The sequence below is a fragment of the Streptomyces sp. NPDC029151 genome (assembly GCF_055564315.1).
In genome coordinates this window covers 70,128-96,058 of record NZ_JBVHWQ010000015.1, presented here as the reverse complement: position 1 = coordinate 96,058, position 25,931 = coordinate 70,128, and the positions used below count along the sequence as shown (strand labels likewise).

The following is a 25,931-nucleotide window of genomic DNA, read 5'->3' as shown; positions in this document are numbered from 1 at the left end:
GGACCCATGCACCTTCTCGTCAACGGAATTCAGCACCGGGTCACCGGTGAGATTCTTGTCCCGAACTCGAAATACCACGCGCACCGCGCGCTGATCCTCGCCTCGCTCGCCGAGGGCGTCAGCCGCATCCGTGGTCTGTCCGACGCCCGGCACGTCGAGTACACGGTGCGGCTGCTGCGCGACCTCGGCGTGACCATCACCAGGGAGGGTGACACCTTCGTGGTGCGGGGACTCGGCGGGCGGTACGCACCGCGCCGGGAGGCCGTGTCCGCCGGCAGCTCCGGTACCACGCTGTACTTCATGATCGGTCTGGCGTCCCTGTCGGACCGTGCCGTGTCGGTGACCGGGCAGAAGTACTTCAAGCGACGCCCGGTCGGCCCGCTGCTGCGCGCCCTGGAACAGATGGGTGTGGGACTGGAGTCGGCCGACGACTGCCCTCCCGTCCACGTGCGGGGCCGCAGGCCCACCGGCGGTCACGTCACCATCGCGGGAACCCTGTCCCAGTGGATCTCCGGTCTGATCCTGCTGGCCCCGTTCGCGACGCGGCACACCACCATCGAGGTGGAGGGTGAGCTCAACGAGCGCCCCTACCTGGAGCTGACGGTGGCCATGATGCGGCAGTTCGGCCTCCAGGTGACGGTCTCCGAGGACTGGCGGCGCTTCGACATCGAGCCCGGCCAGCGGGCGCACCCGGTCGAGCTGGCGCTGCCGCCGGACATCGGCTCGGCGGCGTTCGGCATCGCGACGGCCGCGCTGCACCCCAGTGACGTGCTGCTGCGCGGGATCACCACGCTGGAGGGCGGTCCGGCCGACCACCCGGAGTTCCACTTCCTCGATGTCGCACGCTCCATGGGCGTTCCGATGGAGGTCGACGAGGCGGCCGGCGGGATCCGGATCCGGCAGGACGCGCCGCGGCTCACCGCGGTCGACGTCGACTGCCGCGACATCCCCGACATGCTGCCGATCCTCACGACCCTCGCCACGTTCGCACGCGGCGAGTCGGTGTTCCGCAACATCGCGCACACCCGGCTCAAGGAGTCCGACCGCGCCGCCGCGATGCTCCAGCTCAACGCCATGGGCGGCCGTCTGGAGCTGTCGGACGACGCGCTGCGGGTGCGCGGCGTGGACGGCCTGACCGGTGCCAGGCTGTCCTCGTTCAACGACCACCGCATCCTGATGTCGCTCGCGGTGGCGTCGTCGCGGGCACAGGGACACTCGACGCTGACGTATCCGAACGCGCACCGCATCTCCTATCCGACGTTCCTCGACTCGATGAACACCCTCACCGTGCCCGTGTCGGTTGAGGACGGTCCGGCGGACCCCGCCGGGGACCGTACCCCGGCCGCCGAGCCCGAGGCCGTCGGGCCCGAGCCGGCGTCCCGGGTCACGCTGCCGCAGTGGCTGCGCCGACGGGCCGAGACGCGGCCCGGGGACACGGCCGTCGTGGACGTGCGCTCCGACCGGGACGAGGTGATCACCTGGAGCGAGCTGGCCGAGCGGGTGGACCGCGCGGCGGCCCTGCTGCTGCGGCTCGGTGTGCGGCCGGGCGAGAACGTGGCGTACCAACTCCCGAACCGCGTCGAGTTCGTGGTGCTGTCACTGGCGGCACTGCGCATCGGGGCCGTGTGCTGCCCGGTCATCCCCTTCTTCCGCAAGCGCGAGGTCGGTTACGTCCTCCGGCGCTCCAGGGCGCGGGTGCTGGTCGTGGCGGACCGGCACCGCTCGCGCCGCCCCGCCGAGGAGGCACTGGACCTGGTCGCGGAGAACGGATCGGACCTGGATCTGGAGCACGTGGTGGTCCTGGCGACCGCGGGCGGCCCCGCCCAGCTGCCCGAGTCTCCCGCGGGCGGGACGGCCGTGTACGACTGGGAGCAGGCGCTGTCGGCGACAGTGGTCGACCGCGCTGCGCTGGACTCCCTCGCGCCGGCCCCCGGGATGACGGCGCAGCTCCTGTTCACCTCGGGAACCACCAGCGAGCCCAAGGGCGTCACGCAGCCCACGCGCAACCTGGTCAGGGCCGTGGCGATGGAGATCGGGCATCTGGGGCTCGGCAAGCAGGACGCGATCTGGGTGCCGTCGCCGCTAGCCCACCAGACGGGCTTCCTGTACGGCATGGTGCTCGCCCTGGTGCTGGGCGTGCCGCAGATCCTGCAACCGGAGTGGGACGCCAAACGGGCCCTGCAGTCGCTCAACGACCACCGCGCGACGTTCGTGCAGGCCGCGACGCCGTTCCTGTCCGACCTGGTGAAAGCCGTGGAGGAGAGCGGGGAGACACCGCGGCACCTGCGGATGTTCGTGGCGACGGGGGCCATGGTGCCCCGTGGCCTTGCGGAGCGCGCCGGACGGGTGCTGGGCACCGACGTGTGCGGGGCCTTCGGCACCACGGAGACCTGCCTGGGCGCACTGTCGTCACCCCGCGACGAGCCCCGGCAGCGCTGGGGCTCCGACGGCCGCGCCCTGGACGGCATCGAGCTGCGGATCACGGACGACGAGGGGCTGGTGCTGCCCGCGGGCGAGGAGGGCAACTTCGAGTTGCGTTCCCCCACGGTCTTCGAGGGCTACCTCGGGCGTCCCGACCTGACGTCCCAGGCGTTCACCGAGGACGGCTGGTACCGCACGGGTGATCTGGCGACGATCGACGCCGAGGGCTTCCTGCGGATCACCGGACGGGTGAAGGACGTGATCAACCGCGGCGGTGAGAAGATCCCCGTCTCCGAGATCGAGCAACTGCTCTTCCGGCACCCCGCGGTGGACGACGTCGCGGTGGTCGCGATGCCGGACGAGCGCCTCGGTGAACGCGCCTGTGCCTTCGTGGTCCCGGCCGCGGGGGCGGAGCTGACCTTCTCGGAGATGCGGCGGTACCTCGACGGACACGAGGTGGCCAAACAGTACTGGCCGGAGCGCCTGGAGCGGATCGACGCCCTGCCGCGCAACCCGATCGGCAAGGTGAAGAAGTTCGAACTGCGGGCGCTGGCCCGTGGCTTCCGGCCGCACGACGAGTGCGCCACCTGACACCGCCCGTCCCCGTCACGGTGCCCACCGTGGCGGGGAGGGACAGCAGACCGGAACGACGAGACGAGAGCAGGGGCGGCACATGACGGACGACGAGCGGTTCCAGGAGCTGCGTACCCGGGTCGAACAGTGGGTCGAGGGGCCTGGTGAGCAGTGGGCCGAACGCATCGAGGAGACCGGCCAGGTACCGGAGGAGCTGTGGGCCGAACTGAACGGCCTGGGGTTCCTGCGGATAGCCGCTCCCGCGGAGTACGGCGGACTGGGCCTCGGCTTCGCGCGCTGGATGGAGCTGATGGAGATCTTCTCCCGCTCGCACGGCTCCGTGCGCATGATCGTGCACGTGGTCAACGGCATCTGGCGGTCGATGGACGGCCACGCCGACGACGAGCAGCGCAAGCGCTTCGTCATCCCCTCGGTCACCGGCGAGATCAAGATCGCCTTCACTCTCACCGAGCCGGGCAACGGCACGGGCGCGGACATCACCACGTCGGTGGTGCGCGAGGGCGACACGTACTACCTCTCGGGCCGCAAGCACCTGATCACCTTCGGCGTGCGCTGTGACTACTACCTGCTGGCCGCCCGGGTCGAGGGCAGCACCGGGCACGACGGCACGGTGGCCCTGCTGGTGCCGCGGCACGCACCGGGCGTCACGGTCGAGAACACCTCCGACACCATGGGTGTCACCGGCACCGACCACGCGTCGCTGACCTTCGACCGCACCCCGGTGCCGGTGGACCACCGGCTGGGCGCGGAGGGCCAGGGCCTCGAGGTGTTCCTCGGCGGTTTCCTCACCCCGTCCCGGATCTCCGTGGCGATGAGCTGTGTCGGACTCGCGCAGCGCGCCCAGCAGCTGGCTGTCGAGTACGCCCGCAACCGTGTCACCTTCGGCAGGACGCTCACCCAGCGCCAGGCCATCCAGTTCATGCTCGCGGAGAACGCGGCGGACATCGAGGCCGCACGGCAGCTGGTCCTGCACGCGGCCCGCCGCTTCGAGGAGGGCGCCGACGACGCTTCCATGCAGTCGTCGATGGCGAAGATGCACGCGGTGACGATGCTGACGAACGTCACCGACAAGGCACTGCAGGTGCACGGCGGGCTCGGATACTGGAAGTCGCAGAAGATCGAGCGTGTGTACCGCGACGCGCGTGCCCAGCGCTTCGAGGAGGGCACCAACGAGGTGCAGAAGGCCGTGGTCTTCCGCGAGCTGCTCCAGCGTGCCACGTCCCGGGACGGAGAGGGAACGGTCCGATGAACAGTCCACACTCGCGGCAGACGGCCGACCGCCGGCAGGTCTCCCTGATCACGGGGGCCTCACGCGGCATCGGCCGTACCCTGGCCCTCACCCTCGCCCGCCGGGGCGGCACCGTGGTCGTCAACTACAAGAAGAACGCCGACCTGGCGCAGAAGACCGTGGCCGAGGTCGAGGAGGCCGGCGGTCAGGGCTTCGCGGTCCAGGCGGACGTCGAGACCACCGAGGGTGTCACAGCGCTGTTCGACGAGGTGGCGCAGCGCTGCGGGAGGCTCGATCACTTCGTGTCCAACGCGGCGGCGAGCGCGTTCAAGAACATCGTCGATCTCGGTCCGCACCACCTGGACCGCTCGTACGCGATGAACCTGCGGCCCTTCGTCCTGGGGGCGCAGCAGGCCGTGAAGCTGATGGACAACGGCGGGCGGATCGTGGCGCTGTCCTCCTACGGCTCGATCCGCGCCTACCCCACCTACGCCATGCTCGGCGGCATGAAGGCCGCCATCGAGTCGTGGGTGCGGTACATGGCGGTGGAGTTCGCCCCCTACGGCATCAACGTCAACGCGGTCAACGGCGGGCTCATCGACTCCGATTCGCTGGAGTTCTTCTACAACGTCGACGGCATGCCGCCCATGCAGGGCGTCCTCGACCGCATCCCCGCGCGCCGTCCGGGCACCGTGCAGGAGATGGCCGACACCATCGCCTTCCTGCTCGGCGAGGGAGCGGGTTACATCACCGGGCAGACCCTCGTGGTCGACGGCGGACTCAGCATCGTCGCGCCGCCGTTCTTCGCGGACGCGGGTGAGGCGCTCGAGCTGCCGCCCCGGCCGACGCGAGACGCCTGACCGGACGAGCCGACGACCGGAAGAGCCGACGAGAGGGGACGGCAGGTGCTGGACCACGTCTTCGAGCCTTGCGTGATCGGTGGCCTGACGGTGCCGCACCGCATCGTCATGGGTGCCATGCACCTGAATCTGGAGACCCTGGACGACGGCGGCGCGGCCCTGGCCGCGTTCTACTCGGAACGTGTGCGGGGCGGTGCCGGCCTGATCGTCACGGGCGGCTCCGCGGTGGACGCGGCGGGTTCGGGGGGCCCCGGTTACGGCGTGCTCGACGACGAGGACCACAGGTCGGCGCTGCGCCGGGCCGCCCGTGCGGTGCACGACGGCGGAGGTCTCATCGCCCTCCAGCTCTTCCACGCCGGGCGGTACGCGCTGCCCGGCACCCCCGGTGCGGACGGTGCCGCGCCGCTCGCGCCGTCCGCCGTGTACAGCCGGTTCTCCCGCACCACACCGCGGGCGATGACCGCGCGGCAGATCAGGGAGACCACCGCCGCCTTCGCCCGGGGTGCCCGGGCGGCGTACGACCTGGGGTTCGACGCGGTCGAGGTGATGGGCTCCGAGGGCTATCTGATCAACCAGTTCACCGCGCCCCTCACCAACCGCCGCGACGACGCCTGGGGCGGTGACGCCGGGCGGCGGCGGCGCTTCCCGGTCGAGGTGCTGCGGGCCGTACGGGCCGCGGTGGGACCGGGATTCCCGGTGCTCTTCCGGATGTCGGGCGCCGACCTGGTCGCCGGCGGTACCCCGTGGGAGGAGACGGCCGCACTGGCCGTCGCGCTCGCCGACGCCGGTGCCGACGCGCTCGCGGTGGGTGTCGGCTGGCACGAGTCCCCGGTGCCGACCGTGCAGGCGCAGGTACCGGCGGGGACGTGGGCCGTGTACGCCCAGCGGATCAAGCGGGCACTGCGGACGGCGGGTCACGACGCGCTGCCGGTCGTCGCCTCGAACCGCTTCAACCAGCTGGCGCAGGCCGAGGAGGTGTTGGCCGCGGGCGACGTCGATCTGGTGGCCATGGCCCGCCCGTTCCTCGCGGACCCGGCCATCGTCGGCAAGTCCCGCGCGGGGGCGAGCACGTCGGTGGACCTCTGCATCGCCTGCAACGAGGCGTGCATCGACCGGTCCTTCGGCACCGAGCGGGTGTCCTGCCTGGTCAATCCGCGGGCGGGACACGAGAGCGAGTTCCCGGCCGGCCGCTCCCCCGCGCGCCGGGGCAGGTACGCCGTGATCGGCGCGGGAGTGGCGGGACTGGAGGCGGCCCGCACCCTGGCGAGGCTGGGGCACGGGGTCGAGGTGTACGAGGCGGCGGACGAGCCCGGAGGCCAGTTCCGGCTGGCCGCCCGGGTGCCGGGCAAGGCCGACTTCGGCGCGACCGTACGACGGCGCGCGCGGGAACTCGACGATCTGGACGTGCCCGTGCGCCTGGGCCACCGTTTCGGTTCGCGGGACGTACCTCGTCTGCGCGCCGTGGACGGAGTGGTCGTCGCCACCGGGGTCCGTCCCCATCGGCCGGACCTGCCCGGCGTCGGACTGCCGCATGTGTTCGACTACGCCCAGGCGTTCGCGGACCCCGACGCGTTCGGCCCGCGCGTCGCCGTCATCGGGGGCGGTGGCATCGCCGTCGACCTGGCCCACCTCCTCACCGGCGGCTCCTCCGCCGCCCTCACCCCGGAGGAGTTCCTCGCGTCCCGCGGCCTCGCCCCGCCGCGGAAGGCGGTCGCGGGGCCACGGGCCGTGCCCGTACCGGCAGAGGCGTCTCGGCAGGTCACGGTGATGCGGCGGGGCGGCAGGATCGGCACCGGAATCGGGCCGTCCACCCGGTGGGTGGCCATGGAGGAACTCCGCGCCGGCGGCGTGCGCCTGCTCACCGACGTCGTGTACGAGGAGATCACCCGGGACGGTGTCGTGGTGGAGGCCGCAGGGGAACGGCGGTTGGTCGCCGCCGACCATGTCGTCCTGGCCACGGGTCAGGAGAGCCGGCGGGATGTCGTCGACCTGCTCCACCGGGCCGGGGTCCCCTTCGAGATCGCGGGTGGCGCCGCCGACGCCCGGGCGCTCAACGCCGTACGGGCCACCGCTCAAGGGCTGCGCGCCGCGCACCGCATCGTGGAGCGGACCGCATCGCGGAAGCAGGGCCGAAGCGGATGAGCGAGGATCCGGGGAGTCCTCGGCCGACGCGGGGCGCGGCGCCGTCGAAGCCGGTGGATCAGCCGGAGTCGGTGCGCAGGTAGCCCGGCAGACTCTGGCGGTTCTTGACGGCCAGTTTGCGGTAGACCCGCGTCAGGTGCTGTTCGACCGTGCTGGGCGTGATGAACAGCTTCTCCGCGATCTCCCGGTTGGTGTACCCCATGACGGCCATCGAGGCGATCCTGCGCTCGGAGTTGGTCAGCGAGGCGATGGCCGTGGTCCTCTCCTCGTCCTCCGTCACACCCGCCTCGGCGCTCGTGTCCGGCAGCAGTTCCCGGCACAGCGGTTCCGCCTGACACAGGTGTGCCACCCTCCAGGCACGGCGGATGATCACCCGCGCACGGCGGTGCTTGCCCAGCGCATGGTAGGCCCGCCCCAGATCGGACAGGGTCCTGGCCAGTTCGTAGGTGTAGCCGTCCGCCTCCAGGAGGTCCGCGGCCTCACCGAGCAGGCGCGGGCGCTGCCCCAGCGAACTGAACACGGCCATCAGGCGCAGGGCGAGCGCCCGGCTGACGGTCTCCTCCGGCCCTGGGAGGGTCAGCTGCTCCTTCATCAGGCGCTTGGCCTGGTCTCGGTTGCCCTGCAGCAGCCACGCCTCGGCCGCGCTGCTCCGCCAGGGCACGATGCCGGGCAGGTCCAGTCCCCACTTGCCCATGAGTTCGCCGCAGGAGAGGAAGTCCCCGAGCGCCGCGCGCGTCCGGTTCATGGCCAGGTGGTAGTGCCCGCGGGCGTACAGGTAGTGCAGTCCGTACCGGCTCTGGAACATCTCGTCGGGGATGCTCCGGTTGACCAGTGCCGTGGCCTCGTCCAGCTCCCCCATCCGGGTGTGGGCCAGGATCAGCGTGCCCAGCGGCAGGCCGACGGCGGTGCCCCATCCCTGGACGGACACGTGCTCCAGGGCCGACGTGCCCCGCTTCACCGCCTCCCGGAGGTCGCCTCGGCGCAGCCGGATCTCCGCCTCGGCGGCGTCCAGGACGCCTTGCCACATCGGGGAGAGGCGCCCGTTGTGGCGTTCGTCCAGGCTCCGGCACCGGTTGGCGGCATCGCTCAGCCGACCGCTGTAGACGAGGGACATCAGCGCGAGGAGGGTCGCTTCCTCGGCCCAGGGGGCGTTGTGGTTGAGATCGAGCTGGCCGAGGACGTGCGAGGCCCACTCCTGTGTCTCGCCGGTGCGCCTGCGGACGAGGCCCCCGGAGAGCGCTCCGATCGACTGCAGCCAGAAGCTCCGGCCCCGGCTGGTGGGCGCTCCCTCAGGACCGGTGGGCGCGGGCCCGCTCTGTGCCCGTCCCGCGAGCGGCGGGTAGGTGCAGGCCAGCCAGACCTCCATGTCGTTCATGTCGGCCGGCTGCTTCGGCGTGCCGGGCCCGGGGGCGATTGCCGCGGACGGCTGCCGCGCCGCCCGCTTGCGGAGCAGCGCCAGGATCTCGGCGGCCTCCTGCGTACGGTGCAGCCACAGCAGTTGCCGTACGAGCAGCATCGTCTCGTGGGGATCGAGCTGATCGTTGCGGACCGCCTCGGTGAGCGCGATCAGGTGTCGCAGCGACGCGGGCGGGCTCAGCTGCCATTCGGCCTGGGCGAGCCTGGTCCGGACCTCCCAGCGGTCCCTTTCGTTCGTGCAGGACTGCTGGGCCGAGTTCAGGTAGCGCAGGGTGCGTTGCACCTCGCCGTGCAGCAGTGCCTCCGAGGACGCCTCCAGCAGCACGCGCAGCGCCCAGGGCTCCGACACCCGGCCGGCTTCGGCCAGATGACGGGCCGCGTCGGCCGCCGGGGCACCCTGGTCGTAGAGCAGTCGCGCGGCCCGGTGGTGCAGTTGCTCCCGGTCCGCGGGGGCCAGGTCGTCGAGGACGGTGCGCGCGGCCAGCGCGTGCCGGAACCTGCCCGCCCACAGCAGCCCCGCCTCGGTCATGGCGTGCTGCGTCCGCTCGACGGTGGCCGCATCCGTGTCGACCAGTGCTCCGAGGTCCTCCGGTGAGGCGTCGTCACCGTAGACCGCCATGGCGCGAGCCACCCGCAGTGTGTGGGGTTCGCTGCGGTGCAGGCAGTTCAACAGCGCGCGTCGGTAGCTCTGTTGACGGATCTCGCCGCCGAGCTGCTCGTCGTGGATCAGGGCGTCGAGCAACAGGGGGTTGCCGCCACTGTAGGTGAGGAACGTGTCGCTCAGCTCTCGGGCCGCCCCCGTGCCCAGGCGCAGACCGATCAGGGTCCGCACGGCTTCCGGGGACAGCGGTGTGAGCCGGGCGGACACGACGGAGGACTGCCGCAGGAGTTCGGCATGGAACGGACGGTGGGACCCGCACGGCTCGGCGCGCTCGGTGAACACCATCAGGAGCGGTGCCGAGGGCAGCCGGCGGACCAGGTACAACAGGCACTGCTGCGACGCGGCGTCCATGTGGTCGACATCGTCCACGCACACCACGACGGGTGTGGTGGCGGCCAGTTCGATGACGGGCAGGAAGAGGTCGTACCAGATGTCGGCCCTGTTGAGCTCGACGGCCTCGTGCATGTTCTCGGGCCGGGTCGATCGCATGAGCCGGCGGAGCACGGGTGAGATGCGGCCGCGCAGTTCCGGGGGGAGCGCCGGACTGCCGAACAGCTGACCGAGGGCGCCGAAGGGCAGGTCCCGCTCCTCCAAGGAGCAGACGGCGTTCAGCGGGATGACCTCGACGGACTGGGCGTACTCCGTGACCTCGCGCAGGAACTCCGTCTTGCCCGCGCCCACCGTCCCCTCCAGCAGGAACACCTGCCCCGTCGGCTGCGGAGCGGCCAGCCAGGTCCGGACGCGGTCGAGTTGTTCCTCGCGTTCCATCAGCACGGTTCGCCGCGTTCCGTACGCACCGGAACCAGCAGGCGGGGCCACCGGCGGCATCTCCTTCATCATGCCCCCTCCCGCGCCACATTCGGACTGCCAGCATTCCGTACCGCCGGAGCGGATATCACGGATAAGGAGTTCATGCATCTCCCTGAGTGACTGTTCACGCTGTTCCGGGAGCCACGTTAACCCGATCAACTACCTTTTCGATAGTGACGCATTTTGTACGCACAATGATCACATGCGACAGTCTCAGCTGCACCGATCGTCGCGCTCCGACCCCGGTCAGACACTCGGAGACACCATCGAGCTCCATTTTTCAACGAGATTGACGGGGTGTTTTCGGACTATGGTGCACGGGTTGGGGGAGCCGAAGACGAAATGAATCATGGGGAAATAATGCTCAGGAAACGGCCAAGGCCGAAATGTTTCGAGGCGGTTTCGAGGCCCGGGATGCCTAATTTTCAATCGCTTGCTGATCATTTCAGAATGAGGTGAGAGGACCGTGACCGGCCCGTGCCGGGCCGGGTGGATCACGACCGGTGACGGGGCGACGATCCCGGCCGCCCGGAGGCACGGGCCCCTCACCCACAGCTCGGGCGGAGCCGCCCACTGACTACGGCCGCGCCCTGCGCTCAGGCGGTGAGCAGGTGACAGGTCACGTCCGCCGGCGTGCTCGCGAGTGACCGGAACACCCGCACCTCAGACCCCAGTGATTGGCCGAAACCGCCTGCACACATGAGGAGTCAGGCGTTAGAGTCAGTGTCCGGACCCGGGTCGTCGCTCGTACCGATGACACCAGTCGAATCAGGCTTCCACGCTGTCCGGGGATGCGATCGCACCGCGCCCACCAGCAGCTCCCCTCCTCGTCTGCCGTCAACTCCGGCTGACCGCGCACCGTTGGAGCTTCGCCATGACCGCCGTCCAGGCATCCGCATCTGCCGTGCCACGCGACTTCTTCTGCGAGCACTCGCGCAGCAAGAGCCGGGTACTCGTCCTGCTGGCGCACCCGGCCGGTCCCACCTGCCTGCAGACCGTTCTGACCTGCCGCGACGCGCTCCTAGCCCAGCATGCTGCGCTCCTGCTCTCCCTCTCCGCCCTGCACGGCGCCCTCACCCCGCGTCAGCAGGCCACGGCGCACAAGGTCGTCACGGCGCTGCCGGATGCCCCCGCCGCCTCCTTCCGGCAGGCTCTCGAGCGGGCTCGTGACGGCGTATGGCCCACCCACGCGTCAGCGATCTTCACCTGGCCCGCCGACGACCCACTCGACTGGGTCCATGAGGACGGTCAGCGGGAGGACCTGCCCGTTTCCGCGACCCGGTCGCCGGGCGACGCCCGGCTGGCCGACCTGCCCGGTCCGGTGGTCCGGGTGGTGCAGCTGCGCGAGTTCCACGTGTACGACCGGGCCAAGGCACTCAACGCCGCAACGGCCTGCGGCTGGCAGCCGCTGCCGGACGAGGAGCTGGGCGAGGATGATCCGGACGACCTGGTGGGTGCCGTCATGTTCGCCGCGGAGACGACCGGCGAGCTGCCCGGGACGGACTGTCTGACGGACGCACAGGAGGGCCACCTGCTGCTGTCCGCACGAGGCGACGAAGTGGCCGACTGGTCCGCCGACCCCGTCCGCGTCAATTTCGGGGCCGGCTGGCGGCTTCGCCGCGTGCCCAACCTCCACGCCGCACTGCAGCGCATCGCCGACGCGCCGCCCGCGCGCAAGGAGCCGCAGCCGGACTTCGCCTCCCTCTTCCCCTGTCCCGCCGCCTGCGGCTGCGAGGAGGAGGACTGCGAGAAGTGCAGTTGGTGGCTCACCCCGCGCACGGCCGACCGGCTCTTCGGCGCGCTCGTCTGGTTGGCGGACACGGCCTACGACGACGTGGCGGAGCTGCAGGACCGGCCCGTCGTCGAGGAGGACGACGGCACCTGGGGCTTCTACTCCCGTCTGCCGCGCGTGACCTGGCACCAGGGCCGGCAGTGGCGGCGCGGTGTGGCCCGCGCCTGCGACGACCTGGCGGACGACCTCGCCCACGGCAAGTGGCCCCAGCCCACCTGCGCGGCCGAGGAGATGGTGCTGCATCTCGCCCTCGACGACGCACCCGAGGCCGCGGACTTCGAGGAGGACACCCCGTCCCACACGACACTGCCCACGCACCGCGACGACTACGACTTCGACGCCTGCTCGGAGCTGTTCTTCCCCGATCACGACGTACTGCGGCTGTACGACCGCCGGCACAGCGACACCCCGGACGCCCCGGTGGGCTCGCAGGGGTCCTGCCCCATTCCGGCCGCGCTGCAACCGGACGAGTGGTTCGAGGACTTCCTCAACGTGAACCCGCGCTCACCTGAACGCGGATTCCGCCGCTGAAGCATCCGGAGGATTCGAAGGCTGGGGGACGGCTTCTCCGCCGCCCGCCGCCCACAGCGCCTCCGGTGCGAAGCCGCCTTCTTCGCCGCCCCCCTCTCGGCGGCTTCGACGACCCGGGGCACGACGGGCCGGTGCGCAGCACTCGCTCCGGCACCACGCAGGATCACGTCGAATCCCCGCAACACGAAGTGTCACCCCCAACGGCTCGCCGACGTCCACCGAGGGCCCGTCGTCCACCGTCCCGCCGGCTCCGCTCCCTGATCACAGCTGGTCGGAGACCGCCGACCAGGCCGGCCGGAACCGGAGAGGCTCGGCGGTACGCCACACCACTCGTCACGAACGGATCGCCGGCGACGGCGGCCTCGATCGCCGACCGTTAGCCCTGCGGCCACGACCAGCCCGCCGGTACGCGGTTCCAGCGGGCCCGCAACGCGTGCCATCCCGGTGGCGAACCGTCCCCGCCGGTTGGAGTAGTGGGCTTCCTTGAACACGTCGATGGCTCTCCAACGGCGCGCGGTACCTGAACACGATGACGAACATGCCCCCAGTCAAGAGCGGGTGGGGGCCGGGAGCGCCAAGACCGGTTCTCGCCCGTCGCCATGGGCTGACGCCTACGGCAGCAGACGGGAGAGCTGAACGGGGCGTGCAGGACATCCCGGGCGTGGAGCTGCGTCACCCTCGGTACTTCGCCGCCGTCGCCGAGACCGGCACCGTGACCGAGGCGGCCAGGCGTCTGCGGATCGCCCGCTCGAAGGTCCGGCGGCACCCCTCCGGTGCGAAGCGGGGCTGCCGCTCCCTGGCCGCGCGCTCGACCGCGAAGCGCAGCCCCGCCACCTCGTGCGTGGCCGGGGCGTCCGGCCGGCGGGCCGCCACCAGCAGGGCGCCGAGTTCTTCGTCGGAGACCTGTGACAGGTTCGGGTGGCGGTCCTCGTGGTGTGGGGTGGAGTCCGGGTCGGTCAGCGCTCGCATCAGCCGGTCCGCGAGGTCCATCAGGCGTCCCTCCTGATCCGGTGCGCAGGAGTGGCGCCCCGCCGGCACCGGCCGTCGCCGCGTTCGAGCCGATGTCCGCCGGCGAGCGTGCCGGGCCACGCGGCGTCGAGCGGGGCGCGCCCGCGGGAAGTGGTGGTGAGGCCGTCGTACAGCAGGGCCGGATGATGACAGGAGGGACTGACAACGCGGTCGATGCTCCTGTCCACGACACCGGCCGGTCGGCGACGAGGCTCCCTTCCGCCTGCCTCGCAACCGCAGCTGGACACTTCTCCCCGGGTGCAGGCGCGGAGGTCCTCAGGAGGCGTCCGTACCGTGATCGACGAGGGGCACGGCGGATGCCAGGGCGCGGGCGGAGTCCGCGAAGTACTGCTCGTCGGCACCCTCGGCGAGGCCGAGGATGACGCCCTGGCTGAGACCGACGAACAATGCCCTCAACGCAGTGACGAGGCGTTGTGCCTGGTGCGCCGTCACGACGCCTCCGTCGTGCGGTCTTCCGGTGAACAGCGCGATCAGGTGCTCTTCCTGCGCTCGTACGGACGCGGCGAGCTGGGATCCCAGGTCCGGGTCGTGCAGAGCCATGTCCAGCAAGGTGATCTGGAGCGCCAGACCTGACCGTGCGTCGGGAGCGTCACACGTGCGCCGGTAGTACCGAGCGAAGGCCTCGGCCGCTTCCACCAGATCCAGGTCGGCGGGGACGGCCTGCTCGACCTCTTCGTAGTGAGGCCGCAGGTAGTCGGCCACGAGGGCGACCACCAGCCCGTTCTTGCTCCCGAACAGGGAGTAGATGGCTCCCGTGGTCAGGTCGGCGCGCTCGGCGATCTCCTCGAGCCTGGCCCGGTACCCGTCCCGGGAGACGACCTGGAAGGCAGCGTCCAGCAAGGCGCGGCGGTTGCGTTCCCTGGTCTCCGCTCTCGTCATTCTCATAATTTGATTATTGCCGTAATCTCATTACGAGACCAGTCGGAACGAGCGTCAGGGAGAACCAGCTATGGCCCAGACCATGGAACCGCCAGTGACACGCCGGACGGCCGGGGTCGTCGCCGATGGCGCCTTCAAGCTGTTGCTCGCCGGTGTCTACACCGCCGGCGCCGCCCCACTCGGCCGACTGCTGGGCGTGCCCGCCTGGCTGATGGTGGTCTCTGGCGTGGCCCTGCTGATCGGTGGCGGGGTCGAGATTCGGTATGTGCGGAGACGGCCGATGCGCACATACACGCGGCTCATGGTTGCCTACGACAGCGGATGGGCGCTGACGGCGCTCGCCGGCCTCCTGACGGCATGGCAGGGCGGCGAGGCCGGGGGTGAGATATGGATCGGGTACCAGACGGCGGCCCCTCTCGCGCTCGCCGCACTGCTGCCGGCCTCGCGGCCCTGACGTTCAAGGGATCCACGAGGCAGCGAGGTTCCAGGAGTCAGTCGTGCCGGGCGTGCCGACAACTCACGCGTCCGGCCGTCGCTGGTGCTGCGCCGTTCCCCAACAAGCCTCCCTCACTATTCAATTTTGACTAGACTGCGGGGATGGAGACGACCATCCCGATCCTCCCCTGCCAAGCCATCCAGCCGGTTCTCGACTTCTACGCCGCCCTCGGGTTCGAGGTGACCTTCCAGCAGAAGAGCCCCAACCCGTACGCGGTCGTGGAGCGCGGCGGCATTCAGCTCCACTTCTTCGCGCTGAAGCAGTACGAGCCGGCTGAGTCCTACAGCACGTGCTACGTCCGTACCGATGATGTCGATGGGCTGCACGAGGCCTTCCGGGCCGGCCTGAAGGCCGCGTACGGGAAGATCCCGACCCGGGGGCTGCCGCGAATCGGGCCACTGAAGGACACGTCCTACGGCACGCGACAGTTCCTCGTGACCGATCCGGGCGGCAACTGCCTGCGCATCGGACAGCAAACGAGCCAGGACCAGCACCACCGACCCGCACCCAAGGAACCCTTTGCCCGAGCCCTTCACCACGCGTCCCTGTTCGCTGACTCGAAGGAGGACCCCGCGGGCGCCGCGAAGATCATCGACCGGGCGCTGCGCAGGGAAGACGAGCAGCCCACGCCCGTGCAGTTGCTTCGACTCCTCGTGCTGCGCGCCGATGTCGCCGGGCGCCTCGGTGACGAGAGCGCCGCGAGGTCCGCACTCACCCGAGCAGCCTCCATCCAACTCACCGACGAGGAACGGGAGTCGGTCCATGACGACCTCCAGCGCCTCGAAGAGCTGGGGGCCTGAGGCAGTGTGACGGGGCGCTACGACAGCCTGGCGGTGTCGGCTTCTTCCGGAATCGTTCCGGCCTGACTCCGTCAGGTGCTGCGGGGGTGCCTGGCGAGCGGGGGGCGGGAGCGCTGTGGGACTGCCTTGGTTGGGCGGACTGTTCACAGCCCCCCGCACCACCGCGCGGCTCATGGGTGCGGATACCGGCCTTCGCCTAGAACCGGCATGGTGAAATCATCAAGCGGTGACGGAAGCGAGCAGCGACGAAGGCCGCGCCTGCCGGCGCGAGATCGAGCGGGTCGTCAACGAGATCGCCCAGGGGCTCCGCACGCTGGAGGCCGGCGTGGACTGGTTCTCCGGCTTGACTCCGGCACGTCGGCAGGAGGTACTGCGGGAAGTCGCCGGCTATGCGATGCAGGCGCACATCACGGCTGCGGACGGCCGTGCGGGGGTGGCGCGGTCCGGTGTGAGTCCCAGGGCCAACCCCTCGGTGATGATCTGCATGGACCCGCCCCGGTACGGGTTCGCGGGCCTCCCCCCTGCCGAACACGTCAAGGCGTTCCGCGTCCTTGTGTCCGTGTTCGCCGTTGCCGACACTCGCCGCCGCGAGACGTACTGCAAAGGCGCCTGCGGACACGCATGGCACAATCTGCCGACTGCGGCCGAGCGACCCTAGCGTCGGCCATTGCGGCCCTCGGCCGGTGTGTCCACAGGACCACCCCCCTCGTGCGGGGCCCGGTCCGCCGACCCGGGCTCGTTCGGTTCGGGCTTCGGTGTGAGCGCGGTGGTGGCACGCGGCGCCGTCTGGCTGACGGGGCGGTTCGAGGCCAGCCGGTCCGCGCGCCCGCCCAACGGGCCGTCGGCAGGTTCGGCACACCGGGCACACCGCCCCGCCTCCCGCTGGGCGACTTCCCGTTCCACAGGGTCAGGACGGACCGGGACCCGACTCCGTGACCAGCCGCGCTCGGGCCGCAGTGCGCACCTCGGGCGACTCCATCGGGTCGTCGCGCAGCACCGCGATCCGAGCCAGGGCCTCCGGTCCGGCGGGGGCCGAGGTGATCGCCAGCAACCGCGCCCTCTCCTCGCAGTCCCACAGCGACTCGGTGTACACGTAGTCCAGACCGTCTCGGTCGATGGCGGCGAGCGCCTCCAGGTACGCCGTCCGCTCGTAGGAGTGCGGGGTGCCCAGCCAGAAGCGCCGCAGGACGGGCACCGCGGCCGCCGCATCGGGCCCGAACCGGGCCAGGCGGCGGGCCGTCCGGTCGGGACCGCACCAGGTACGCGCCGCCCATTGCCGGGCGAGTTCCGCCACGAGTCCCGGCAGTGCCTCGGGGCCGGGGTGGTCGGCCAGGACCTCTCCTCCCAGCTGAGCCAGCCAGGGGCGTTCGTCCTGCGCCCAGCCGTGCGCTGCCGGTACGGCGGCGGCTCCGAGGCGCTCGACGGCCCGCCTGAGCGGGGGCAAGGGCCGACGGTCGTCCGCAGTGCCCAATGAGGGGACCAACGGGATCAGTTCCGCAGCAGGCTCCCGGCTGTTCAGCTCCAGCAACGCGTCGAACTTCGTGACGTCTTCTGCGCGGTTGTCGGCGAGGAGAGTGAGAAGCTCCTCCGTACCGAGCCCGGCCAGTGACGGGCGCGGTACGGCCGGGCGGCTCTGCACCTCGATCCCGAACCGCTCCCACGGCTCGGAACACCACGGAAGCTCCGCTTCTCCGCCGATGCGAGCGCGTGCCACGTCCGCGAGGTCCTCCCACCACTCTGCCGGCCAGCCGGTCGCCACCGACTCCAACACAGCGACCCAGTGCTCACCTTCCCGGATGTAAGCGCGAAGCCCGTCCCAGGCCTCGTCCGTCCCGGCGAGAGCCAGTAGCTCAAGGACGTCACAGGCCCGCAAGCAGGATTCCCTGTCTCCTGCCAGCTGGTCCACGACCGGTGTCGGGGACAACCGCAGGTCCTGGACCAGCCGCGCCAGATACAGGGGCCGATCGTCGGTCCCGTCCCATCGCCAGTCACGGCGGATCCCGTCGTACACGAACGCCGCAGTTCCGCAGGGGTCCTGCAGCGCCCGTACGGCGCCCAGGCCACGCCCGCGTTGCAGCAGGCCCTCGACGGAGTCGGGGTGGGCGTATGTCATCACGTACTCATCGCTCATCACCCGCAACCCTGCCCGACTCCTCATCGGCCCGCCAGGCGATATCGGCGAGGCCCCCACCAGGCGTCGGTACTGGACGAACGCCCATCTCCCGACGAGGCGACGGTGCCGCCAAAGCTCGGGTTCCGACTCAACGTTCCTTCTCGCACAGCTCACCGAGCGCCTGCCCGAATGGCTCGATGCTGTCCGGCGGGACGACCTGCCCGGCCCAGCCTCCATACCCTCGCCGCGGGCATCGAACGCGACGGCGACGCCGTCATTGCCGGCCCGGCTCTGCCCTGGAGCTCGGGCGTTGTGGAAGGGCACCTGAACCGGATCAAGATGTTCAAGCGCCAGATGTCCGGGCGCGCAAGCTTCGCCCTGCTGCGGAAGCGCGTCCTCATGTCCTGGCACCGACGACTTGAGGAACTCGATGGCAGCGGCGTCGGCGGATGTGCAAGCCTTCTCCTTCGAGATACCGACGGAGAAGACCGTGATGAACAGCGGCGACGCCCTCGATCAGTTCAGACACATCGCACGTGAGAGGGCATTTGGCAGGCATGTCGGGTCGGACCGGCTCATTCAGGCAGGTCTGGACGCGCTGATGGCCGGGGGTCGAGAGCCCCTCCCTGGCCATGCTGGCCGGACTCCTCCGAAGCGAAGAGCCCGAAGCGCCGGAGCTCTTCGATCGAGTACTCGATGAGCTGGGCCTGCTCTTCCACCCACCCGCGGAACCGCGGGCCGCGAAGTGGGCGATGGCCTACTGGATCGCCGGTCAGATCGCCGACGGATCCCTGGCTCCCGCCGCCGGCACTCACCTCATCTGGGCCGACATCGCCTATGACCTCGGCTACCCCGAAGAGCTGGAACCCCTGGTGCACTGCGCGCACAACCTCGCCGGCTGGGAGGAGAGCTGGGGAGTCTCCGTCGAAAAGCTCAACGGAGATGCGGTCGAGGCAGCAAAGCAGTTCCTCACCAAGCGGTCTGCAGCCGAGGCAGGAGACTGACCCGGGGTCCTCGCCATCGGGGTCGGTCGACCGCAGGCTGATCCACTCACTCGACATGGCGGCACCACGGAACCAGAGCCAGATCCTGTACACGGTGTGGTACGTCGGTCTGCTCCTGGAGGCCCCGCTCGCGACGCCGTGGCCATAATCGAGCACGTGGCCGCGCGGCTCGGCGTCGAGGACCCGCCGGTGGTCAAGAGGTACACGGGCACGCCAGACGCTGTACGGCCACAGCGTGGGAAGTCCGGGACACCTACGGCTACCACCGCTACGGTCACGCCGAGTGGGGCCGGTGATTCCCTACGTTCCTGCACGTCGGATCGGCGGCCATCAGAGGAGTCGGCGGCGACCTGTGTGCGCGCGGAGTCAGGTGAGGCGGACTACTGAGTGCACCTGGGACCACACCTTGATCGGGTTTGTACACGAGCCCTGGGTGTGCTTCGCCGCTCCGAGTGATCTGGTTCGGTCGTGGGCATCTTCGGGGCGTGAGGTTGGGGGGACTCTTACGACACGTACCTGTGCCGCGCCCGACGGTTCGGCCGGACCGTCGTCACGCCCCTCGACGGCCGTCTCCGAAAGCGGCGGGCGGCTACAGCAACGTCGCCATCTCCTCGGACGCGGGCCGGACTCACGCGATCACAGACTCACGCAGACAAGGGGGACCACCCATGCCGTGCACCCCGTCGATCTCTCGACGCACCCTGCTCACGGCAGCGGCCGGAAGCGGCCTCGCGATCGCTGCCGCGACCACCACCACGCTGGCGACCGCCACACCGGCCCAGGCCTGGCAGCACCTGTGGACCTGGTGCTATCAATGCGGCCAGCTGTGGTTCTCCGGCAACGGCAGCGGATACTGCCCGGTCGGCAGCGGCATCTTCGGCTGGGATCACGGACACCAGAGCTCGGGCAGCGGCGATTACCTCCTGCGGTACGACACGGACCCCGGCGTGGGTGACACCTACTGGATGTGGTGCCGAGACTGCGCCGCCCTGTGGTCCAAGGGCTGGTCGGACAGTGGACGCACGAAGTCCTACTGCCCCAACAGCAGTCTGCCGCTGCGGTGGCACAACTCGTCCGGTTCGGGCAACTACAAGATCGAGGCTCTGCCCGACGGCACCAACGGCCCCGGTGGCCAGCGGCACTGGTTCCTGTGCCTCCAGTGCTCCGGCCTCTTCTTCACGGGCAACGGATCCAACGGGACCTGTCCGGCCGGCGGCGCCCACCGGCACTGGCTGTCCCCCGAGCCGCAGATCGGCTACGAGTACGTGCTGCGCCAGCTCTGAACCGGCCGGCCGCTGCCCGCGGGAGCCGCCGAACACAGCAGCGATGCCGCCTCTCTCCGAATCCGGTGGGACGGGCGGGGTCGTCACGTCATGTGCCGCCGGCTCAGGCGGCGAACAGGACACGAAGCTTGGCCGCTTACGGCCACCGACGTGGGCCTCGTCTCACTCGGCCTGAGCAGTTCGCGGGCCGTCCCGACCAGCGTCTTGGGGATGCCGGCCGGTGTGCCAGAGCCGTCTCAGGGTCTCGAGTTCGGTTCGGGGGAAGTGCTCGCCCCACTTGCCTCGGTAGCCACTCTCGCCGTAAGTCTGCGCGACCTCGTCGAAGCACCGGATCACGGCGCGGGCGAGTTGGTCGATGCCGAGCTGACTCGACCAGATCTCGGTCCCCCTGTTGTCGTGATCGCTGCCATTGCGCAGTTCCAGCACGCGGACCCAGACGTCGTCGCCCTCGCGGAAGAAGATCCAACGGTAGGCGGTGGGTTCAGCCTCGAACTGGGCACGGGTCTCCGTCTCCCCTCCGATGAGCCGGGCCACCGCGGTCAGGAACTCCTCGGGCGCGTTGGTGATGTAGGACGCGGTGACCTCGGCCTTCGCTTGGTGATTCTCGAGCGTGCAGTCAGCCCATCCGTGTGTCCCCAGCTTCCAAGTGAGGCGTATGCCGGCTGTCACTGGTGCTCTCCGGTGAGGAAGCTCCGGACGTCGGCTGCGAGGGCAGCCATCCGCTCGCCGGACTCCAGCCACGTGGTCGCCGAGGCGCTCCAGCCTCCGGCGGCCCGCGGCCAGGGTCGCAAGGTCCAGGTCAGCCCGACGTGGCCACCGGAGCGGAAGACGGCCGCCACCGTCAGGTCTCTGTTGTCGGTCTGCCAGCTCCGTTCGCCGTCCCATCCCCGGTAGTCCGCGGCCAGTTCTTCCAGGAACACGGCGAGATCGCCGTCCCGGATCCAGGCGACGACCTCGTCGACGCGAGCGGTCATACCTGGGGCGCGCAGTTCGACGCCGTAGTGCGCACGGCCCGCGTCAGAGCCGACCCGGTCGCAGAAGGTCACGCCGACGAACGTGTTGTCCTGACAGCGGATGGTCACGCTCGCTTTGCCGTCGGTGTCGGCGCGCAGGGAAGTCATGGGCAGAACGGTAGGCCATCGTCGCGTTCGACGTCTCTTGCGCTGCCCCCGGTACGCCGGGAGGTCCGCACCACCGGGCCGCGCGCACCTGGTCCGCGACCTGAAGCGGCTCCGCCTGCTCATGGACCGCCGCCGCCCGTCGTACGCCACTGGCGATCTGTCTGCTGACCTTGCCGTAGGAGCGTGCGCGCATCGCGGGCGTGTGCGCATCGCGGCGAGGGAAGCCGAGGTCAGCGGGAACGGCGAGCGCCACGTCCCGCTGCGCCGGGGTGAGAACGGCAACTCCATTACCGCGTAGGCCACCGACTGCCAGTCGTATCCACGTCGAGGACCGTATGCTCGCAGCGTCTCCAAGCCCTGGTTGAGAATGAACCCGCGGCCGGACTGGCCAGGCGCTGACACCGGCGGCCAGCCGAACTTGGACCGATCAGCATCGCCGACCTGGCCGGTCACCGGTTCGGCAGTGCGCCTCTCGCCGCGTTCGGCGGCTCTGGGGGGTCGCCTCCGGCTGCGTCAGCCTGACATGGTGGAACGGCGTGTCGCCACGTGGGAAGGAGAGGTGGGCCCTCCCCGTACGCCGCGGAGGATCCAGAAGACGAGTCGGAAGGTTACAGCGCCCCCTGAGCGGCCGTCGCCTCATAACAACCCATACCAACGAAGACAAAAGGGGTACGACAGTGACGCTTTACGGCATCAAGCCCGTCTACATCGCTGCCTTCTCGTTCCTCTGCCTCGCAGCCGGCGCGGTACAGCTGTTTCGGCACGACGGCCCCTACTGGCTGGTGATCGTCCTCTTCGTGGCCGTGGCCTGGAGCAACGGGCAGTGGCGGAAGGCCGCGCAGGGTGATCCGGCCCAACTCTCCGGCGCCGCTTTCCTCATGATGCTGCTGGCCCCCTTCCTGAGCGCCGCCGCGCTGGTGTGGGGAATCGCCATGGAGCTGTGACCCGGGTCCGGTCAGGGCACTTTCACCTCACACACGTCGGACCGTCGAGGAAACACCGGCGCCCGATCAGCCGGACCAGCACTGGCTCCCCCATGGACCGGTCGTCCTGTCACCGGCGACGCCGGACCGGGAACGAGGTCGACAGAGCCTTGCAGCAAGCCTTATGAGGTTGACCTTTCGCGCTCAGCAGTGAACTCGTCGAGGAGTTGGAAGAGGACGTCGATCGCGCGCTGCTCATCCTCCGGTGGCAGGTCCCACATGTTCTCCCAGCCGTCCGGGAGGGCGATATGCAGGACCTGGCCCGGCCAGGCGTGGTTGCAGTCGCGGCCACGGCGTGCGACAAGCCACTCGTGCCAACCGGCCAGCCCCGCGCTGCCGTGACGCGCCGCATGCTGGTCGTAGCCGATCAGGAAGGAAGTCAGCATGTGGAAGGACGACTTGCCGACGAACATGCCGGGCCGTTGTCCGACGCACGCGAAGTACTCGCGTTCGCTCATCTCCGACAGCTGTTTCACCGGGTCCGACACCGCCTGCCTCGTCCAACTGCCGGAAACTTCACAAGACCCCTCAATCGTATGGCGTCCCGGTCCGCCGAAGGGGACCCACCGTGCGTCATTCGTTCAAGGGGGCTGCTCCGGCAGGCTCGCGTTCTCCGCTGCTCCGGTTGAGGTGTTGGTGTACAGCTCGGGCGCGACGAGAGGTAGCCCTCGTGGGGGAGGCGGATCCTCCGCGAGGATGACGCACGTCGTCGTGGTTCGCACCATGCTCGAGTCATGTCGATCAGGCACTCCTTGGGTGAAACAGTGCGCCCCGCCCCGCTCCAGGCAGACCGCCTCCAGCTGAGCAAATGGCCTGGACGCGCCGCTGCAGCATGGGGGTTCTCGTTCGCGGTACCCAGCTTCGTCTGGGCAACGGGCAATACCTTCGGCGCGCAGTCGACGGTGTCGCCGTCGTTGGTGAAGCTCGCTCGCGATGGAGTGCCATGGTTCCTGACCGTCCTGGTCGTGACCGGCTTCCTGAAGCTCTTCGGGGCACTGGTCGGCATCGGCCTGACGCGACCGCGGGGCTCGCTGATCAGCCGGCTCATGGTGCTCTGCGGCGGTGGCGCGGCAACCCTGCTCACGTGGCATGGCGGCCTCTTCGTCGTCCACGGCGTACTGGTCGAGGCTGGGGCCGTCTCCGTGGAGCCGGATCTGACTGGGCTGACCGGTTGGTACCTCTACTTGTGGGGGCCGTGGTTCATCGTGGGCGGTCTGATCTTCGCGTGGGCCACCGTGCTGTATGTCCGCCCACGCGATGATCGGCGCAAGGTGCGCCTCTATGGTGACGTGGGCGCGCTCGGTGCCCTGGTCCTGTCCTTGGCCTCGACGGCTACCGGGATCGGTTGAAAGCGGGCACGTAACTGCTGGCCCGCCTGCACGGCCCCGTTCACAGGGCTGATCCCGCGCCGATTTCGCAAGCTGGTGACCGTGCTGCGGCGCGGGGAAGCCGGCAAAGTCCGTCCGCACGCCATGCTCCAGTCGATCCGCTCTTCGGCGTCGGCATCGGTCAGGATGGCCTGGAGAACCGGATCCCAGGTCTCATCCGCGGACCAGCGGCGATGGCGCTCGTACACCGTTTTCCCGTTCCCGAACCGCTCTGACAGGCCCCGCGACGGGACGTCGGAGCGGATCCGGCACGGCATCCCATTGATCACTCTCCGGTGATCGCTCCACCGCCCGTCCAGGCGACCGGACTTCGGCATGCGGTGAGGGGTGTGCCCACTGATGGCGCCCTCGTCCTGCCCCTCCTCCCGCTCCCCCCTGCCCCAGCCCCAGCCCCTGCTCGCCCAACGCCTCCCTCGCCTTCCCCCGGCACGGGTGAGGTGACGCGACCAGAGCGGTGGACGCGCGTGGCGCCTGGCTGTCCTGATCACGATCAGCCGCCTTGAGGAGCGTGGTACCAAGTAGGTACCATCGAGTCATGCCATCACTGAACGTGTCCTTCTCCGACGAGGAGCTGGAAGGCGTCCGAGCCGCCGCCGCCGCCGAGGGCAAGAGTCTCAAGCAGTACCTGCACGACCTGGGCGTACGCGAGATGCACCGCAAGCGGTTCGTCGCCGGCGCCACCGCCTGGGCCGACAGGCTGCGCGAGGAGTTCGACGAGGCGTTTCCCGAAGAGGTCGCGCCCTCCCAGCGCGGCGACGGGATCACGGCAGCCTGATGGTCGTACACATCGACGTCTCCTGGCTGCTCGACGTCCAGGAGGCCGCCCTCGGGCACGAAGACGTGACCGTGACCGACTACTCGGCGCTGGTGGCGGCTGTCGCCCGGCACAAGACCCGGATGCCGACGCTCGAGGCCTCCGACCCGGATGCCGCCTGGCGCGCGGCCGCGCTTCTGCACACGATCGTGCGCCTGGAGCCCCTCCCCCACCGCAACAGCCTCTTCGCCGCCTTCGTGGCCGCCCAGTACATGGATCAGTCCGGGGAAGGAATCGACCCCCCGTACGGCGCCCTGTCCGACCTCGTCAGAAAGGTTCGGGACACCCGACTGAGCGTCTACGCCACCGCCGAGGCCCTGCGGTCCTGGCGCATCTGATCCAAGCAGGCCGCCGGCGCACTGCGTACTCCGCGCGGCCCTCACCGCCGGCAGACCCGGGAGGGGCCGGGGGCCGCCGCGGATCAGGGACAGCGGGGGCGGGGTGCCGTCCCGGCGTCCAGGCCGCCGGGACCGGGCTCAGCAGGGCGGCCGCGAGAGGCCCGCCGCCCGTCCGGCGTGGATCCGCCGTTGCCGGGCGGGCGAGCCAGCCAGCCAGCCAGCCAGCCAGCCAGGCGGAGGTTCGCTCGATCATCCACCGGGTAGCCCGACCCCGGGCCATCGGGCGATGTCCGTGCGGCGACACGTACGCGGTCCCGCCCTGTAAATACCGGTCCGGCAACCGCTAACGGCCCACGGAGCGCAACCCGCGCTCCCGCCTCGGCAGCCGCGGCTCGATCCGCTTCCGCAGCTCATCCCAGACGTTCCGCGGTGGTGCCCCCGCGCGCCGGACCGCTCCCAACCCGCTACCCGGGCACGGACGCCACGGGCCGGCGAGGCTGTGCAGTGTGGACGCGAGTGGTGAAAAGGGTTCCCGCAGGCAGGCAGCGGCGGTACCCGGAGGCCTCGACCGGCCGTCGGCCGGGATGGTGTGTCAGACCACGGCGAGCCGGTCCACCAGCAGCTCCACCCTGGGTTCGGCGTATTCGGGCAGCAGGCGGCCCGCGCGGGTCAGGGTGGCGATCCCGTGCAGGGAGGCCCAGAACACCTCGGTGAACAGCCCCGGGTCGATGCCGTTCCCGGCGACCTCGCTCAGACTCTCCATCAGCGCGGCGAAGGCGTCCTTCAGGGGCTCCGGCGTGTCCTCCTGCGCGTACGCCAGGCCGCCGTCGAGCTGGAAGATGGCGTCGTACACCGCCGGGTTGCGCTCGGCGAAGTCGAGGTAGGCGCGGGCGAGGGCGGCGACCCTTTCGCGAGGGTCGTCCACGTCGGCGGTCGCGGCACGCACCGCCACGGCCAGTTCGGCGGCCCCCTCCAGGGCGACGGCGCCGATGATCTCGCGCTTGCCTCGGAAGTGGCTGTAGAGGACGGGCTGGCTGTACTCGATGTGCTCGGCCAGCCGGCGGGTGGTGACCGCGTCCCAGCCCTGTTGCTCAGCGAGTTCGCGGGCCGCCGCCACGATGAGGCGTTCACGGGCCGCCCGTTCGCGCTGCTTGCGTTCCTTTACCGACATGATTCGATCCTAGCATTGCTAGACAAGCGAGCGACAGCAGCACTAGCGTTGCCTCAC

23 protein-coding genes and 1 pseudogene are annotated in these 25,931 nt (G+C 70.2%); 16 read left to right on the top strand and 8 right to left on the bottom strand.

All coding sequences use genetic code 11. The features are described 5' to 3' along the window. Positions 1-6 precede the first annotated feature (6 nt). The 4 genes from aroA (at position 7) to ACZ4VF_RS35965 (ending at position 7,245) form a co-directional block, all read left to right on the top strand. Positions 7-3,012, top strand: a complete 3,006-nt coding sequence (gene aroA, locus ACZ4VF_RS35980) for a 3-phosphoshikimate 1-carboxyvinyltransferase (RefSeq protein ID WP_467931313.1) — start codon at positions 7-9, stop codon at positions 3,010-3,012. 82 nt (positions 3,013-3,094) lie between these two features. Next, on the top strand, positions 3,095-4,264 hold the full coding sequence (locus tag ACZ4VF_RS35975; protein ID WP_467931311.1) for an acyl-CoA dehydrogenase family protein: 1,170 nt from the start codon (positions 3,095-3,097) through the stop codon (positions 4,262-4,264). Continuing rightward, the gene (chcA, locus tag ACZ4VF_RS35970; RefSeq protein ID WP_467931310.1) at positions 4,261-5,103 is read left to right on the top strand and encodes a 1-cyclohexenylcarbonyl-CoA reductase; all 843 of its coding nucleotides are present in this window, start codon (positions 4,261-4,263) and stop codon (positions 5,101-5,103) included. The genes ACZ4VF_RS35975 and chcA overlap by 4 nt, the downstream gene beginning before the upstream one ends. Positions 5,104-5,148: 45 nt before the next feature. Further along, a complete protein-coding gene (locus tag ACZ4VF_RS35965; RefSeq protein WP_467931309.1) occupies positions 5,149-7,245 on the top strand; it encodes an oxidoreductase in 2,097 nt (698 codons plus the stop codon). Between the two features lie 58 nt (positions 7,246-7,303). Here ACZ4VF_RS35965 and ACZ4VF_RS35960 read toward each other — a convergent pair whose 3' ends face one another. Further along, the gene (locus ACZ4VF_RS35960; RefSeq protein WP_467931307.1) at positions 7,304-10,162 is read right to left on the bottom strand and encodes a helix-turn-helix transcriptional regulator; all 2,859 of its coding nucleotides are present in this window, start codon (positions 10,160-10,162) and stop codon (positions 7,304-7,306) included. An 844-nt stretch (positions 10,163-11,006) separates the two neighbouring features. On the opposite strand from ACZ4VF_RS35960, the gene ACZ4VF_RS35955 reads away from it, so the two are divergent. Together ACZ4VF_RS35955 and ACZ4VF_RS35950 are read left to right on the top strand one after the other, a co-directional pair. Beyond that, entirely contained in the window at positions 11,007-12,455 is a 1,449-nt protein-coding gene (locus ACZ4VF_RS35955; RefSeq protein ID WP_467931306.1) for a hypothetical protein, read from the top strand. A gap of 529 nt (positions 12,456-12,984) precedes the next feature. Then, a complete protein-coding gene (locus tag ACZ4VF_RS35950) occupies positions 12,985-13,461 on the top strand; it encodes a helix-turn-helix domain-containing protein (protein WP_467931305.1) in 477 nt (158 codons plus the stop codon). A gap of 278 nt (positions 13,462-13,739) precedes the next feature. Here ACZ4VF_RS35950 and ACZ4VF_RS35945 read toward each other — a convergent pair whose 3' ends face one another. Next, positions 13,740-14,363, bottom strand: a complete 624-nt coding sequence (locus ACZ4VF_RS35945) for a TetR/AcrR family transcriptional regulator (RefSeq protein ID WP_467931330.1) — start codon at positions 14,361-14,363, stop codon at positions 13,740-13,742. Positions 14,364-14,433: 70 nt separating this feature from the next. Here ACZ4VF_RS35945 and ACZ4VF_RS35940 point away from each other — a divergent pair, with 70 nt between their 5' ends. The 3 genes from ACZ4VF_RS35940 (at position 14,434) to ACZ4VF_RS35930 (ending at position 16,317) form a co-directional block, all read left to right on the top strand. Further along, positions 14,434-14,817, top strand: coding sequence for a hypothetical protein (locus tag ACZ4VF_RS35940; protein ID WP_467931303.1), 384 nt, complete (start codon positions 14,434-14,436; stop codon positions 14,815-14,817). A 143-nt stretch (positions 14,818-14,960) separates the two neighbouring features. Next, positions 14,961-15,659, top strand: a complete 699-nt coding sequence (locus tag ACZ4VF_RS35935; protein WP_467931302.1) for a bleomycin resistance protein — start codon at positions 14,961-14,963, stop codon at positions 15,657-15,659. A gap of 226 nt (positions 15,660-15,885) precedes the next feature. Beyond that, positions 15,886-16,317: a DUF5958 family protein gene (locus tag ACZ4VF_RS35930; protein ID WP_467931301.1), complete on the top strand. Its 432-nt coding sequence runs from the start codon at positions 15,886-15,888 to the stop codon at positions 16,315-16,317. Between the two features lie 249 nt (positions 16,318-16,566). Here ACZ4VF_RS35930 and ACZ4VF_RS35925 read toward each other — a convergent pair whose 3' ends face one another. After that, entirely contained in the window at positions 16,567-17,790 is a 1,224-nt protein-coding gene (locus ACZ4VF_RS35925; RefSeq protein WP_467931299.1) for a hypothetical protein, read from the bottom strand. Positions 17,791-17,953: 163 nt separating this feature from the next. Here ACZ4VF_RS35925 and ACZ4VF_RS35920 point away from each other — a divergent pair. The 3 genes and pseudogenes from ACZ4VF_RS35920 to ACZ4VF_RS35910 form a co-directional block, all read left to right on the top strand. Further along, positions 17,954-18,177: pseudogene (locus tag ACZ4VF_RS35920) on the top strand (ISL3 family transposase); the annotation flags it as partial. A 227-nt stretch (positions 18,178-18,404) separates the two neighbouring features. Next, positions 18,405-18,776: a hypothetical protein gene (locus ACZ4VF_RS35915; protein ID WP_467931298.1), complete on the top strand. Its 372-nt coding sequence runs from the start codon at positions 18,405-18,407 to the stop codon at positions 18,774-18,776. Positions 18,777-19,444: 668 nt separating this feature from the next. Further along, complete coding sequence (locus ACZ4VF_RS35910) at positions 19,445-20,059, top strand: hypothetical protein (protein ID WP_467931297.1); 615 nt, start codon at positions 19,445-19,447, stop codon at positions 20,057-20,059. A 162-nt stretch (positions 20,060-20,221) separates the two neighbouring features. Here ACZ4VF_RS35910 and ACZ4VF_RS35905 read toward each other — a convergent pair whose 3' ends face one another. Beyond that, positions 20,222-20,728, bottom strand: coding sequence for a hypothetical protein (locus ACZ4VF_RS35905; protein ID WP_467931296.1), 507 nt, complete (start codon positions 20,726-20,728; stop codon positions 20,222-20,224). Beyond that, positions 20,725-21,180 carry a DUF6228 family protein gene (locus ACZ4VF_RS35900; protein ID WP_467931294.1) on the bottom strand — a complete coding sequence of 152 codons (456 nt, stop codon included), beginning with the start codon at positions 21,178-21,180 and terminating at the stop codon, positions 20,725-20,727. Before ACZ4VF_RS35900 ends, ACZ4VF_RS35905 begins: the two co-directional genes overlap by 4 nt. Positions 21,181-21,857: 677 nt before the next feature. Here ACZ4VF_RS35900 and ACZ4VF_RS35895 point away from each other — a divergent pair. Continuing rightward, positions 21,858-22,124, top strand: a complete 267-nt coding sequence (locus ACZ4VF_RS35895) for a hypothetical protein (protein ID WP_467931293.1) — start codon at positions 21,858-21,860, stop codon at positions 22,122-22,124. A 161-nt stretch (positions 22,125-22,285) separates the two neighbouring features. On the opposite strand, the gene ACZ4VF_RS35890 is transcribed toward ACZ4VF_RS35895, so the two are convergent. Next, the gene (locus tag ACZ4VF_RS35890; protein ID WP_467931292.1) at positions 22,286-22,621 is read right to left on the bottom strand and encodes a hypothetical protein; all 336 of its coding nucleotides are present in this window, start codon (positions 22,619-22,621) and stop codon (positions 22,286-22,288) included. Positions 22,622-22,897: 276 nt separating this feature from the next. Here ACZ4VF_RS35890 and ACZ4VF_RS35885 point away from each other — a divergent pair, with 276 nt between their 5' ends. After that, complete coding sequence (locus tag ACZ4VF_RS35885) at positions 22,898-23,512, top strand: DUF3995 domain-containing protein (RefSeq protein WP_467931290.1); 615 nt, start codon at positions 22,898-22,900, stop codon at positions 23,510-23,512. Here the strand turns inward: ACZ4VF_RS35885 and ACZ4VF_RS35880 are convergent. Further along, positions 23,443-23,868: a transposase gene (locus ACZ4VF_RS35880; protein ID WP_467931289.1), complete on the bottom strand. Its 426-nt coding sequence runs from the start codon at positions 23,866-23,868 to the stop codon at positions 23,443-23,445. The two genes, ACZ4VF_RS35885 and ACZ4VF_RS35880, sit on opposite strands and share 70 nt — an antisense overlap. 218 nt (positions 23,869-24,086) lie before the next feature. On the opposite strand from ACZ4VF_RS35880, the gene ACZ4VF_RS35875 reads away from it, so the two are divergent. Both ACZ4VF_RS35875 and ACZ4VF_RS35870 read left to right on the top strand, forming a co-directional pair. Beyond that, a complete protein-coding gene (locus tag ACZ4VF_RS35875) occupies positions 24,087-24,326 on the top strand; it encodes a hypothetical protein (protein ID WP_467931288.1) in 240 nt (79 codons plus the stop codon). Further along, positions 24,326-24,703, top strand: a complete 378-nt coding sequence (locus ACZ4VF_RS35870) for a toxin Doc (protein ID WP_467931286.1) — start codon at positions 24,326-24,328, stop codon at positions 24,701-24,703. Before ACZ4VF_RS35875 ends, ACZ4VF_RS35870 begins: the two co-directional genes overlap by 1 nt. Positions 24,704-25,295: 592 nt before the next feature. On the opposite strand, the gene ACZ4VF_RS35865 is transcribed toward ACZ4VF_RS35870, so the two are convergent. Beyond that, on the bottom strand, positions 25,296-25,874 hold the full coding sequence (locus tag ACZ4VF_RS35865) for a TetR/AcrR family transcriptional regulator (protein WP_467931285.1): 579 nt from the start codon (positions 25,872-25,874) through the stop codon (positions 25,296-25,298). Positions 25,875-25,931: the final 57 nt, after the last annotated feature.